The organism is Lactonifactor longoviformis, from assembly GCF_042848515.1.
GTDB classification, from domain to species: Bacteria; Bacillota; Clostridia; order Lachnospirales; family Lachnospiraceae; genus Lactonifactor; species Lactonifactor longoviformis.
Genome location: NZ_AP031453.1, coordinates 2,024,224 through 2,036,748, shown reverse-complemented (window position 1 = coordinate 2,036,748; position 12,525 = coordinate 2,024,224). Strand labels below are relative to the sequence as shown.

General features: G+C 46.5%; 12 protein-coding genes, 1 tRNA gene and 1 riboswitch. Of the genes, 4 read left to right on the top strand and 9 right to left on the bottom strand.

What is annotated here, in order from left to right; translation table 11 throughout:
- Position 1: 1 nt before the first annotated feature.
- The 5 genes from ACGHCT_RS09320 to ACGHCT_RS09300 form a co-directional block, all read right to left on the bottom strand.
- Positions 2 to 1,018: an ABC transporter substrate-binding protein gene (locus ACGHCT_RS09320; RefSeq protein ID WP_390439667.1), complete on the bottom strand. Its 1,017-nt coding sequence runs from the start codon at positions 1,016 to 1,018 to the stop codon at positions 2 to 4.
- A gap of 3 nt (positions 1,019 to 1,021) precedes the next feature.
- Complete coding sequence (locus ACGHCT_RS09315) at positions 1,022 to 1,786, bottom strand: ABC transporter permease (RefSeq protein ID WP_072853942.1); 765 nt, start codon at positions 1,784 to 1,786, stop codon at positions 1,022 to 1,024.
- Positions 1,755 to 2,051, bottom strand: a complete 297-nt coding sequence (locus ACGHCT_RS09310; protein WP_072853940.1) for a thiamine-binding protein — start codon at positions 2,049 to 2,051, stop codon at positions 1,755 to 1,757. Before ACGHCT_RS09310 ends, ACGHCT_RS09315 begins: the two co-directional genes overlap by 32 nt.
- A gap of 90 nt (positions 2,052 to 2,141) precedes the next feature.
- Positions 2,142 to 2,251: riboswitch (TPP riboswitch) on the bottom strand.
- A gap of 28 nt (positions 2,252 to 2,279) precedes the next feature.
- Positions 2,280 to 3,677: a PLP-dependent aminotransferase family protein gene (locus ACGHCT_RS09305; protein ID WP_390439663.1), complete on the bottom strand. Its 1,398-nt coding sequence runs from the start codon at positions 3,675 to 3,677 to the stop codon at positions 2,280 to 2,282.
- 15 nt (positions 3,678 to 3,692) lie between these two features.
- A complete protein-coding gene (locus tag ACGHCT_RS09300; RefSeq protein ID WP_072853937.1) occupies positions 3,693 to 5,357 on the bottom strand; it encodes a glutamine--tRNA ligase/YqeY domain fusion protein in 1,665 nt (554 codons plus the stop codon).
- A gap of 194 nt (positions 5,358 to 5,551) precedes the next feature.
- Here ACGHCT_RS09300 and ACGHCT_RS09295 point away from each other — a divergent pair, with 194 nt between their 5' ends.
- Positions 5,552 to 6,511 carry a D-2-hydroxyacid dehydrogenase gene (locus ACGHCT_RS09295; RefSeq protein ID WP_390439661.1) on the top strand — a complete coding sequence of 320 codons (960 nt, stop codon included), beginning with the start codon at positions 5,552 to 5,554 and terminating at the stop codon, positions 6,509 to 6,511.
- 111 nt (positions 6,512 to 6,622) lie between these two features.
- Positions 6,623 to 6,695 (top strand) — tRNA-Thr (locus ACGHCT_RS09290).
- 193 nt (positions 6,696 to 6,888) lie between these two features.
- Here the strand turns inward: ACGHCT_RS09290 and ACGHCT_RS09285 are convergent.
- Entirely contained in the window at positions 6,889 to 7,266 is a 378-nt protein-coding gene (locus ACGHCT_RS09285; RefSeq protein WP_390440161.1) for a DUF3795 domain-containing protein, read from the bottom strand.
- A 36-nt stretch (positions 7,267 to 7,302) separates the two neighbouring features.
- Entirely contained in the window at positions 7,303 to 7,956 is a 654-nt protein-coding gene (locus ACGHCT_RS09280; protein ID WP_072853931.1) for a GPP34 family phosphoprotein, read from the bottom strand.
- Positions 7,957 to 8,348: 392 nt separating this feature from the next.
- Here ACGHCT_RS09280 and ACGHCT_RS09275 point away from each other — a divergent pair, with 392 nt between their 5' ends.
- Positions 8,349 to 8,975, top strand: a complete 627-nt coding sequence (locus tag ACGHCT_RS09275) for a DUF3298 and DUF4163 domain-containing protein (protein ID WP_390439658.1) — start codon at positions 8,349 to 8,351, stop codon at positions 8,973 to 8,975.
- 85 nt (positions 8,976 to 9,060) lie between these two features.
- Entirely contained in the window at positions 9,061 to 9,279 is a 219-nt protein-coding gene (locus tag ACGHCT_RS09270; RefSeq protein ID WP_072853928.1) for a hypothetical protein, read from the top strand.
- Here ACGHCT_RS09270 and ACGHCT_RS09265 read toward each other — a convergent pair.
- Together ACGHCT_RS09265 and ACGHCT_RS09260 are read right to left on the bottom strand one after the other, a co-directional pair.
- Positions 9,274 to 11,157: an AAA family ATPase gene (locus ACGHCT_RS09265; protein WP_390439655.1), complete on the bottom strand. Its 1,884-nt coding sequence runs from the start codon at positions 11,155 to 11,157 to the stop codon at positions 9,274 to 9,276. The two genes, ACGHCT_RS09270 and ACGHCT_RS09265, sit on opposite strands and share 6 nt — an antisense overlap.
- A 14-nt stretch (positions 11,158 to 11,171) precedes the next feature.
- Entirely contained in the window at positions 11,172 to 12,518 is a 1,347-nt protein-coding gene (locus ACGHCT_RS09260; RefSeq protein ID WP_390439653.1) for a hypothetical protein, read from the bottom strand.
- Positions 12,519 to 12,525 lie beyond the last annotated feature (7 nt).

Below are 12,525 nucleotides of genomic sequence, written 5' to 3'. Positions count from 1 at the left end.
CCTATTCCGGAAGATATTCATTGGTGAAGCCAGCATTTTCCGGAAGTTCTGACTCCACCAGCTGATTCTCATTCAGCCAATGGTAGAACGCATTCCATCTGGCCGGATCGATATATCCCCACTGTTCCACTTCCCCTTTGTATTTATCCGCAAGATATTCCTGACTTGCCTGAACCAGCTCGGTGTCCAGTTCAGGGGATGCCTTGCAAAGAATCTCAGCGGCTCCCTTGGGATCTTCCACCGCGTCCTCATATCCCTTTTTCACCGCGCGCAGGAATGCTTTGGCAGTATCCGGATCCTGTTTGAGAAATTCATTGTTGGCTATTAAAACCGGGGTATAGTAGTCAAATACCGGGTTCAGGTCGGCAAACGCAAAGTAATCTGTTTCCAGCCCTGCCACTTCTGTGGCAACCCCTGCCCAGGCGTAAAAGATCCAGATGGCATCCACAGACTTTGACTGCAGTGCTGAGACCTCATCCGTCACCGTACTTGGAATCAGCTCAACCTTGCTGAAGTCTCCTCCGTCCCCTTCTATTACATTTTTCAGCATTGCCTTTTCCACCGGCATATCCCAGGTTGCGTATTTCTTCCCTTCCATCCCTTTGGGCGTATCCATTCCTTCTCCCGCCCGGGAGACGATCCCAGAGGTATTATGCTGAATCAAAGCAGCCACAGCTGTGATGGGAAGGGCATTCTCCCCAGCCACCGCAGGGGCCATACTGTCCTGAAAGGATACGCCGAACTGGGCCTTTCCTGAGGCCACCAATGCCTCTGCACCATCCTCCGGCGGCTGTGCAATCTCCACCTTAAGGCCTTCCTCCTCAAAGTATCCCTTTTCCTGGGCTATATACACTCCGGTATGGTTGGTATTCGGCGTCCAGTCCAGAACAAAACTCACTTCTTTCAGTTCTTTGCTTTTCTCCCCGCCGGTTCCTTCGGTACTTTTCTTTGTTCCGCAGGCAGCTGCAGAAAAAACCATAGCTGTGCAGATCACAGCTGCAATAATTCTCTTTCTCATTTTTTACTTTTTCTCCTCCCAAGGCATGCATTTTTTCTGCAGTACGTTAATCCCCCACATCAGCAGCAGGCTTAACGCCGATATCAGAAAAATGACAGCAAACATTTTGTCAAAAGCAAATGCCTTCCGTACTTTTGTCATGTATACTCCCAGGCCTCCAAAGCCTCCCAGCCATTCGGCAATTACCGCTCCTACTACAGAATACGTGGCTGAAATCCTCAGGCTCGCAAAAAACTGGCCGGCCGCCCCCGGCACTTTCACATACCGGAAAATCTGGCCCCTGGTAGCCCCCATAGAGCGCATTAGGTTCATCATATCCTTATCAGCTGAGCGGAAGCCGTCCAGAAGCCCCACGGTTACAGGAAAAAAGGTTACAATGACAATCAATATGACCTTCGGTGTCATCTCGTAGCCGAACCAAAGCACCAGAAGAGGTGCCAGGGCAACCGTAGGCACTGTCTGGGTAACCACCACAATAGGATAAAGCGCCTGATACAGCCGTTCAAAGCAGTCCATGGCCACAGCCATCAGAAAACCAATGGCCACTCCCAGAAAAAGCCCCGCAAAAGCCTCCAGCAGAGTAATCCTGCAGTTCTCCAGCAAGAGAGGAAAATCATCTATAAAAGCTTTTACCACATCCCCGGGGGAAGGCAGCATATAAGACGGGACAAGCTCAGCCACAGATGCTGCCTGCCAGATAATCAGAAGTATGCCTATAGCAGCCAGGGACGGCAGCTTACTCGTGATGCTTCGTGACTTTCTTTTCAATGGTAAGTACATCTCCTTCAGGTTTGAAAGTAACCTTAATATAGGCTGCCACAGATGGTGCGCCTGCACGGATGGCAATATGCTGGCATTCTTTTACAATATCCATCAGTTCGTCGTAATCTCCCTCAATAGCCGTCTCAAAAGGCCCTACATAGCAGTTCAGTCCTGTGCTTTTAATATAAGCAATAACCTCATCTACAATACGGATTAATTCTTCATCGTTTTTTGCCTCCGGCAATGTCTGGATTGCTACACTTGCATTCATACTTCTCTCCTCCTTATTCATAACATAAAATAACCCTGCCGGATACACCGGCAGGGGCGAATATCAAAAAAGGCAAGCTGCTGTGAGCATCTTCCTGCTTATTCATCCCTACGCTGGCACTACCCAGATCAGGTCAAAGGGTTAAAAACAGATACGGTTTTAATCTCAGCCGGACTCCTCCGGCTCCCCTGTTGTTATTCATTAGTCTACTTCATTTTACAGCTTCTGTCAAGACCAGGCACGTTTCAGCCGTTTCATGGCGCTGACGATCTCATTTTCCGTCATTACTCCATAACCCATTAGCACCGTAGCCCGCGGCTTCTTCGCAGGCTCCTTCAGATAATACCTGGAAAGTCCGTATACTCTCACACTCTCCTCCTTCGCCCGCCGGATGGCCTCTTCCTCTGTCATGCCGTTTTTAAAATGCAGAAGGAGATGCACACCCGCATTTTCCCCGGACCACGTACATACGGAGTCCAGATCATGAAGCTCTCTCAGAAGAAGATCGTGCTTGCTTTTATAGAGTGCGCGCATTCGATTGAGATGGCGCTCGTAATAGCCTTCGTTCAGGAAACGTTCTATGATTTTTTGATCAACCTTTGACACTGTAACAGAAAACGGCTTCCCCTGTTTTTTGTATTGTTCCATCAGTTCCTTTGGCAGCACCATATAACTGATTCGTATGGCAGGGGCAATGGAACGGGAGAACGTTCCAAGATAAATCACCCGGTCGTTTTGGTCAAACCCCTGAAGCGCCGGAATCGGCTTTCCCTTATAGCGGAATTCACTGTCGTAATCATCCTCGATGATATACCTTTTTTCTTTCGCCGCCCAGCTCAACAGCTGCATTCTCCGCTTCATGGGCATAACTGTACCCATAGGAAACTGGTGGGAAGGCATAACATAGGCAATCTCGGCACCGGATTCTTCCAGTTCCGGGATTCGAATCCCCATCTCATCCATCTCAACAGATGCCAGCGGATAATTCAGTCTGAGAAATGCCTGGTAAGCCGAGGTATAAGTAGGATTCTCCATGGCTACGGTGTAGCCTGTTCCTAAGATCGTGCTTAAAAGCATCAAAAGATAATCATTGCCTGCCCCCACAATAATCTGATCCGGCTGACAGTTCACGCCTCTGGCGTAATACAGATAGCTTGTAATCGCCTCCCTGAGACTTCGCTCCCCGTTGGCATCTCCCAGAAGAAACAATTCCGGGGCTTCTTCCTGAAGGACACTTTTGGACAGCTTTTTCCATGCGTTATAAGGAAAACCGCCTGGTGTAATTCCGCTGAGTGTAAAATCATAATCGTATACCGGACGGCCATCTGTCTTCTTTTTTTCCAGGGGAACCAAAGCCGGACGGATATGGTAAAGCTCCTCAATGTCACATACGTAATACCCTTTGCACGGCACAGCCTCAATATATCCCTCTGATACAAGCTGCTCATACGCCAGATCCACGGTACTTCTGCTTACCATAAGGTGGCTGCAGAGCGCACGGGAAGAAGGCAGACGTTCGCCTGCCTTCATTCTCCTTCCCTGTATTTCTTTTTTTATATGAAGATAAATCTGTTCATACAGAGGAATATTGGATTTGCTGTCAAGTGCAATAATTAATTCGTTCATATCCTGTTCTTCAGCCTACTTCGGCAGTTTAAAGGAACTTTTCAGGGAGACAATCCGGTTAAATACCAGTGCATCCGGCCTGGAATCCTTGGCATCCACACAGAAATAGCCGTTGCGCACAAACTGAAAACTGTCGTACGGCTTTGCATCCTGGAAACTCGGTTCAACATAGCAGTCCTTAATGACGGTTAACGAATTAGGATTCAGATTCAGGGAACCATCTTCATTGTAAACCCCTTTTTCCTCATCAATAATATTCTCATAGAGGCGGCACTCTGCCTTTACTGCCTGTGGTGCCGGCACCCAGTGGATGGTTCCTTTTACTTTCCTTCCTGTAAATCCGGAGCCGCATTTGGTCTCAGGATCATAGGTACAGTGTACCTCGATCACTTTGCCGTTCTCATCCTTGACAAAGCTCTGGCAGGTGACAAAATACGCATGCATCAGGCGCACTTCATTTCCCGGGAAAAGGCGAAAATACTTTCTGGGCGGTTCTTCCATAAAGTCTTCCCTCTCAATATACAGTTCTCTGCCAAAGGGAACCTTCCGATATCCCAATTCTTCATTCTCCAGGTTATTAGCTACATCCAGATATTCCACTTCACCTTCCGGATAATTATCGATAATAAGCTTTATAGGATCCAGGACTGCCATCATTCTGGGGCGCTTCATTTTAAGGTCCTCTCTGATGCAGTATTCCAGCATAGCATAGTCAACGGAACTGTTTGCCTTGGAAACTCCGCAGAGTTCCACAAACATTCTAATTGATTCCGGCGTAAACCCTCTTCTTCTGAGTGCCGCAATGGATACCAGACGGGGATCATCCCATCCGTCTACAATGCCGTCCTCTACCAGCTTCTTAATATAACGCTTTCCCGTGACCACATTCGTAAGATATAATTTAGCAAACTCAATCTGCTTCGGCGGTTTCTCATATCCCAGTTCCCTCACTACCCAGTCATACAGAGGCCTGTGATCTTCAAATTCCAGGGTACAGATAGAGTGGGTAACTCCCTCAATGGCATCCTCAATAGGATGGGCAAAATCATACATGGGATAAATACACCAGGTATCTCCCGTGCGGTGATGGTGCATATGAGCTACACGGTAGATAACCGGATCTCTCATATTTATATTCGGTGAAGACATATCGATCTTCGCACGGAGCACCTTTTCCCCATCCTTAAACTCGCCGTTCTTCATCTTCTCAAAAAGCTCGAGATTCTCCTCCACACTCCTTACCCGGCAGGGGCTATCTTTTCCAGCCTCTGTCAGTGTTCCCCTGTAGTCCCGGATCTCCCCCGGAGACAGGTCGCATACGTATGCTTTTCCCTTTTTAATCAACTTTACCGCAGCCTCATACATTTGTTCAAAATAATCAGATGCAAAGTAGAGCCGGTCCTCCCAATCGGCTCCCAGCCACTGTATATCTTCCTTGATAGACTCTACAAATTCTACTTTTTCCTTTGTGGGGTTTGTATCATCGAAGCGCATATTAAACTTACCGTTGTACTTCCTGGCAAGTCCGTAATTCAGAAGAATGGATTTTGCATGTCCAATATGCAGGTATCCGTTAGGTTCCGGCGGAAAACGGGTACAGACACTGTCGTATACGCCTTCTTCCAGATCTTTATCAATAATCTGTTCAATAAAATTCTTGGAAACTGTTTCTTTTTCCATTAAAATTTCCTCCTCGTGTTACAGGTTATATTCCATAATATCATAGAATCTTTTAATTTCAAAGGTTTTTTGATAAAATGGAACTGCTGATACTGTTTTTTTACATACAGTTTCTCCATGTCCATAAGAAACCATACCCAAGTGCATACCATATCAGGTATCCCTGGGATATCATGAAAAGGAGTACAATTCATATGACCAAAAAAATTCTTGTATTGATTCCTGTGAAAGACAGGCACAAACTGCGGCTGGAAGAGACTGCCCCCAACGGAACTTTCACATACGCCTCACCCCAGACAGTCACAGAAGAGATGGCCGCAGAGTCTCACATCATCATCGGCAATATCCCGCCCAAACTCCTCCGCACCAGCGAAAAGCTGGAGCTCCTCCAGTTAAACTCTTCCGGCGCAGACGCCTATATAAAAGAAGGGATCCTCGCACCGGGGACAATGCTTGCCAGCGCCACCGGAGCATACGGAAAGGCGGTTTCTGAACATATGCTGGCCATGCTGTTGAGCCTCCAGAAGAAACTCCATCTGTACCGGGATGCTCAGAACCGGGAGGAATGGGCAGATGAGGGAGAGGTTGTCTCAATCACTGATTCCCGCATTTTGGTTCTGGGGCTGGGAGATATCGGACGCAGCTTTGCTGCCCTTACTAAGACTCTTGGCGCTTACGTCATTGGTATGAAACGCCGCCCCGGCGCTGCTCCCGCCTGTGTCCATGAGCTTCTTCCCGCCGAAGAGCTGGAGCAGGTCCTTCCCACTGTGGATGCAGTTGTCAGTTTTCTGCCCAATACTCCTGAGACGAAGCATCTCTTTGACAGAAGGCGTTTGTCTCTCATGAAGCCTTCCGCCATCCTTCTGAACGGGGGGCGGGGAAATTCTGTGGATCCGGACGCGCTGTATGATGCCCTGTCCTCAGGCGCTCTATATGCCGCGGGGCTGGATGTCACAGATCCGGAGCCGCTTCCCCCGGGACACAGACTCTGGTCTCTTCCTAACGTGTATATCACTCCCCATGTGGCAGGAAAATATCACTTGCCGGAAACCCTGGACCGCATAGTAGAGATTGCCTGCAGCAACCTGTCCAGCCATTTAGAAGGAAAACCCCTGATAAACCTCATCGACCTCACTACCGGTTACTGTAAGTAATAACTTTTATGAATCAAAAAACTTTGTTTGTAATTCTTCAAAAACCTATTGACAAGCCTCTGGGTTTTTGATAGAATTACAAACGTTGACAGCGACAAAAACAGTCAATATGCTGCCTTGGCTCAGTCGGTAGAGCGTCGCCTTGGTAAGGCGGAGGTCGGCGGTTCAAGTCCGCTAGGCAGCTTTTTCTGGAAGGTCTGAAGCCCTTGTTTTGGTAGGGTTTTGGGCTTTTTTAGTTATCAGGTTTAACTTTTGCTGTACCCGGTTGTTGTTTACAAATAATCATCTATTTATATCCTGGCTTAACTCTTCGTTTACTTTATCAATAGTTACAATAAATTCTCCATTTGGCAAACGCTTATATTCACCATATGAGCTCACATCTTTTCTTGACATTCACTGCATTCCCTATCATGAATGGAAATTATACCGCCGCACTTTAAGCAGGTATATTTCTCTTTCTGCCTTTCCATAAACATTTCCAAACCACAGTTCCGAACAAATTCACTATTTTCCATAAGGCTTGCCTGATACCTTTTGTTATAGCTTTTTTCCAGATTTCTTATGGGTGTACAAGGATACTCGGTGCATTCAAAGCAGTAGCTCAAGCCTTTGGAGTTAATACAATCTTTTATCTTACATTTACGGCAGTGTTCCGGCTTTCCCGTATTGCTGTTCAGACAGCCTGCACAGGGGGTTTTATGGTAACAATGCTTATAACATACCTTGCAATTCATTCCGCATGGAGCAAACATTATCGTATCTATATTTTCTTTTGGCATTTTCATAGTTTACATAGAATACAACAAAACACAGGCCATTATAACAGTTATCGTGTCACTGACATAATTAATCATGTCTGCCAGCTGTTTGTTTTGTGGATTATTTTTCAATTCTTTTAGTTTGGCTTTCAACTCGCTGCTTTCATGTTTAGAAAAATATTGATTTAAGTTTTTCGTCTCCTTCAAAATATAGATTAGTGCTATATCATGAGAAGTAATTTCTCCGCCCGTTGTAATTGCTGACTTTATCATCCCTATGAGTTCATCCTTATAGTTTTTTTCAGGAATATATGTCGTTTTAGGGCCGAACAAACCGCCCGTCCCTTTTGCCGCTTTGCCCTCCTCTTTCAGAGATTCCCCTATCTGGGCTGTGAGCTGTTTGATTCTGCTGCCTGTGTAATAATCACTCATCAACTTATCTATGGAACGGGGCTTTTCATTGAGATACGCGTACAGTAATGCAAGGTGTGCAAGTTCTCCGGGGTTCTCTTTGATTACGGAAATCTTATTCTTATCCGCTGTTATAACATTATTTACTAAAAAATCCATAAAACCTGCCGCCACAAGACCCGCATATGATTCCTCTTTGTGCATTGACGGCATATTCCCATTCTCATCAACCGTTAAAGTATAATATTCCTGTGCAATCGATTTTCTGTCCATATATCGTCCCTCCAAGTTTTCAATTTAATTTTATTTCTAATAATTATAGCATGAATATACCTCCAAGACATTACTTTTCTGATTTTCTCCAAGGGCACATGGTTGGTTTATGGAGGTACAAGCTTCTTTTCACAGCCGAAAAAAGCACCCTGGGGAAACAGGGTGCTCAAACTTGGAAAATAGCGAGTGGAGTATCTCTACTATCTTTGTCAAGTATACTTCATCTTGCGGGCTGTGTCAATGCAATTTTTATCTTATGTTTTCTGTTCTTTTTGTTCCGGCAATATTTTTCTCTCCGGTTCATAATCCCTAACTCCGGGGAATATCATTAAGTAACTTCTTCTTCCGAGGCCTTTATGCAAACCATTTCCCGAAATATCCTTGAAGATACTATGTATTATAAAAATATCCCTGTCCTTGTTTACCGAATTCAATATCCCTCTTTTACATCCACATGCAGTTTCTCCTCCGCGCAGAGTATAAACAATTATTATGCTTCTGCTGCCAGGGAACAGGAGGCGTACTGCAGAACAGTTCTTTATTCTCAGGCCGTGGATTATGCACGGTACCTGCCGGACAATCAGCCGCCTTTTAACAGCTATCAGTTTTTCTCAGATTACCATGTTACATTTAATTCCTGCTGCATCACCAGCCTTTATCTGGAACAGTACACCTATCTGGGCGGTGCTCACGGTACCACCCTGCGTATCTCCCACACGTGGAACTTTTTCACCGGAGGGCAGCTGCAGTTAAAAGATTTTTATCCGGACTCTTTTTCCATACCTGAGGATCTTCTGGATTCTGTAACACAGCAGACAGCAGAACGCCTGGCCCTCAGCCCTTCCTCCTATTTTGACGACTATGGGGAACTGATCCGGAAAAACTTCCGGCCGGAAAACTTTTATCTCAGACCGGCAGGAGCTGTAGTCTATTATCAGCAGTATGATATCGCTCCTTACGCAGCAGGAATCCCTGAGTTTCTGATCCCTTTTGCAGGTACAGAGCAAAAAATGGGCTAAAACTTTCTCTGGCAATCCCATAGTAAAAAATGCTATAATCAGCCTATACTACACAGCCTTTTAACCGGCAGAGAAAGGAGTTTTTATGAAAGAGTACGAGTTATTATGCGAATATTATGACACCTGTTCCCTCAAACCCACCACCAGTCTGAAGGAGATTGAAACTGACAATTTGGATGAATATATGCGTCAGTTTATTCCGCAAAATGCCGCATGCACCTGTACTACCACTCCTGAGGGTGATATTGTATATGATATTATGCATGCAGGCATCCGCAAACGGTATCAATTCACAGAACTATAGAGGCAGATTGCTGTTGTTTTTCTTTTCCTGTGCAATAAGATACTCTACGCCCTTGATAACCTCCTCTCTAAGTCTTTGATCATAGATCTCTTCCAGAGGGGTAAGCGGGCGAAACCTTCCATCCTCTCCCAGGCTGTCAAAGGGCAAGATTTCTGCTTTTTCCCCGGCAGCCGGGAGAAAATCGTATTTTCTCATTTCCAGCCAGATCCCTGAAATCTCGTACAATTTGCTCTCTGCATTCATTCGTGTCTCATCCAGCGATTCTCTCAGGCTTTCCGCCACTCTTGTCAGAGGGAACCTGACAGACACCTTTTTCCTCCCATTCTGCCGTATCAGCGAAGCCTCCTCCTCCAGATATTCAAGAAACAGACTCTCAAAAGCAGCAGTAACCAGCGCCTGTATCTCCGCGCCTGTCATAAACTTCTTTCTCTCCGCGGCGTATAACAAAACCGGCAGCAGCAGTTTCTTAAGTTCATCCTCTGACACAGCGCTGAAATCCTCCTCAAGGTTCTTGGTTCTCCGTTTCAGACATACACGAAAAATATCCAGACACTCCCTCTGAGACGGCATAAACGTATAAAACTTTTCATCAAAACGTCCTTTTCGGAAAAATTCCGGACGCAGACCTGTAAGCTGATTTGCCGTGGCTACTATAAAACATGGAAAGTCTTTTTCCTGCATCCAGGACAGAAAAATGCCAAAGAGTCTTAGTGTTACCTCATGTCCTTCCTGGCTGCCAGTGCCTGCAAACGCCTTTTCCAGCTCATCAATCCACAGTACGCAGGGAGCCATCTCTTTCAGAAGCCTCAGCGCCCGTTCCAGGTTCGCCTCACTCTCTCCCAGATAAGAGCCCAAAAGGCGTCTCATACTCATTTTGAGAAGCGGGATTCCAAAAATTTGCTGTGTCACCCTGGCAAGAAGAGATTTTCCCGTTCCGGGTATTCCCGCTATCAAAACACCTTTTGGCAGTTCTGCCTGATCCTCTATCATAATGTCAAAATTCTGATAGATGGCGGCTTTCCTGGACAGCCACTTTTTAATGGCCTCCAGGCCTCCAACCTGTTCTTCTCTCTCCTCCGCCCACTCAAGAAGAGAATTGCTTTTAATCAGCAGTTGTTTTTTCTCCTCATTGATGATTCTAAAGAGCGCTTTTCCTGAGGCGCCGAAGGCATCTGGCTGCAGCAGTGCATACTGCAATATTCTCTTGATTTCACTGGTTCGAAATCCTTTAAAGTACTGAATCATTTTTTTATAAAGTTTATCATCCCCTGCCGTTTTATCACCCAGAATTTCCCATATAATATTCCCTATCTCAGCTTCCGTTAAACCTGGGATCTCCTCTACATAGATATATGGTTCCAGCATAGGGGGAAGTTGTATTGCACTGCCGGAGGCCAGAAACAACATCTTTTTATTTTTCTGTTTCCCCGCAGAGCTGCACAGTATCTTCTCCAGGGCCCTTGCAAAGCTGCTTCCTCTTTTTATATATTCTTCCGCATTGCGCACTATTAGGATCGAATGTTCTTCATCCTCCACCGCAAAAAAGGCTTCCAGGGCCTGGGCAATATAATCCGGAGAGGAAGCACAGGTTTTTCTGAGAAGGTCCACAGAGGTATAGGCGCAAACTCTTCCCGCCGGATACTCCAGGGGAGCTGCCCCTCCCATATAGCGGTATATATCATCTGCATATCCTCCTTCCCGGTTTCTTATCCTGCCAATCTCCCAGATATTGTTCTTTGGCAGGTATCCCATCTCACAGCTAATGCAGTCTGTGAGACGGTTCAAATCCTCCCCATAATTTGTTGGAAATAAAAAAGCTGCCACTCCGCTTTCATAAAGATCCATTATGCGCATGGCCAAATCTGCAAGGCTCTTCATGCTGCTCCCTCCCGTTAATGGCCGGTCTTCACCGTCACTTTTTCCTTCACCGGTTCCAGAATCTTGTCCTCCGCAAACCTTTTGCCGGATTTGACAAGCATAAGCAGCCCTTCTCTTATGTCCTCTACGATAGAAGCAGCTCCTGTCCTGTAGATCTTCCATTTTTCTGACACTCCCGGGAGGATTCTTTCTGTCACAAGCATATATATCTGACTTCCGTAATATGTAATCTTTTGTTTTACAGGAGGCAGCAGCCGGCGCTCTACCTCTTCCCATATCTCTTTCCAGGAATCTGCGGTGTCTTCCAGTATTCCCTCACTGTAAACCTCCGCAAATCCCATTACCGCCAAAAAGTTGATCACCCCCATTAATGTAAACTGGACAATGGTTCCCAAAAGTGCGGGAAGCCCAAGGCCGGTCAATACATTGCCCGCCATAACAGCTCCCCCTATCAGCAGAGTACCGGCTGCATAGAGAGCAAACAGTATCCCCAAAACTGCGGCTGCCGTGACAGCGCCCACAATAAGGGCAAACCCGATATCAACGATTTTGCTCACTGCCTTTTCAAAGTTGCCTGTGCGGAGCGCCTCTTCCATAGCGTCCGCCTGTTCTCTTCCGGCCGCGGTCTGCCTGCCGGTCAGATTCGCATAATATGACAGGTTCTTCGGTTCCAAGGAAGTCTCTTCCGGTGAGAGTTCCCCTCTTCTCAGTTTTCTGTACAGGACAACCCCCTCCAGAAGTTCCTGCTCCTCCTCCATATCCGCCAGTACAGATACCAGTTCCTTCCCTGTGGCCCGGCTCAGCAGGGATTTCCAGTCTTCCAGCAGTACATTGTCAAAAAATATAGTCCCGCTGTATTTCACAGCATCTAATGCTTCCTCCAGCAATTCTTCGATCTCTGTACGCTTAGGATCCTCCATCTGCATCTCAGAGGCAAGCTCCCATTCCAGGGCCAGTTCTACGGCTTTCGCGCTGTCTTTTTGTCCGGAAAAGGCCTCCTCTGACTCCTGGAGCTTATACTGCATTCCCAGAGCCCGCAGTACCGACAAAGTACGGTATTGCTGCAGATTATCCATCTCATTGGCCCGGAAAAATTCCCCCATATACTTCCTCGCCTCTGCTTCCAGATCCGGATTTCCGGAAAAGCGCTGTGACAGGTCGTGCTGCTCCTGTATTCCGTCTTTCAGCTGGCTGATATATTCCAGGGCATCCGCTTTGCTGTCCTGGAATTCCTCTGTCAGCATCCGGGCACAGAATTCCTCTGCGGATTCTTCCCTGCTGTTTTTATAAAGCTCAGCCAGTTCCAGCAGCTCATCTTTTACAGAGATTACCATTTGCTCCGTCAGTTTATATCCTCTCATACCCTTC

What these genes read in the sequence shown, in the direction of transcription:
- ACGHCT_RS09320 (WP_390439667.1), bottom strand. Translation starts at nt 1,018, where the DNA reads ATGAGAAAGAGAATTATTGCAGCTGTGATCTGCACAGCTATGGTTTTT.
- ACGHCT_RS09310 (WP_072853940.1), bottom strand. Translation starts at nt 2,051, where the DNA reads ATGAATGCAAGTGTAGCAATCCAGACATTGCCGGAGGCAAAAAACGAT.
- ACGHCT_RS09305 (WP_390439663.1), bottom strand. Translation starts at nt 3,677, where the DNA reads ATGAACGAATTAATTATTGCACTTGACAGCAAATCCAATATTCCTCTG.
- ACGHCT_RS09300 (WP_072853937.1), bottom strand. Translation starts at nt 5,357, where the DNA reads ATGGAAAAAGAAACAGTTTCCAAGAATTTTATTGAACAGATTATTGAT.
- ACGHCT_RS09295 (WP_390439661.1), top strand. Translation starts at nt 5,552, where the DNA reads ATGACCAAAAAAATTCTTGTATTGATTCCTGTGAAAGACAGGCACAAA.
- ACGHCT_RS09285 (WP_390440161.1), bottom strand. Translation starts at nt 7,266, where the DNA reads ATGTTTGCTCCATGCGGAATGAATTGCAAGGTATGTTATAAGCATTGT.
- ACGHCT_RS09280 (WP_072853931.1), bottom strand. Translation starts at nt 7,956, where the DNA reads ATGGACAGAAAATCGATTGCACAGGAATATTATACTTTAACGGTTGAT.
- ACGHCT_RS09275 (WP_390439658.1), top strand. Translation starts at nt 8,349, where the DNA reads ATGTATTATAAAAATATCCCTGTCCTTGTTTACCGAATTCAATATCCC.
- ACGHCT_RS09270 (WP_072853928.1), top strand. Translation starts at nt 9,061, where the DNA reads ATGAAAGAGTACGAGTTATTATGCGAATATTATGACACCTGTTCCCTC.
- ACGHCT_RS09265 (WP_390439655.1), bottom strand. Translation starts at nt 11,157, where the DNA reads ATGAAGAGCCTTGCAGATTTGGCCATGCGCATAATGGATCTTTATGAA.
- ACGHCT_RS09260 (WP_390439653.1), bottom strand. Translation starts at nt 12,518, where the DNA reads ATGAGAGGATATAAACTGACGGAGCAAATGGTAATCTCTGTAAAAGAT.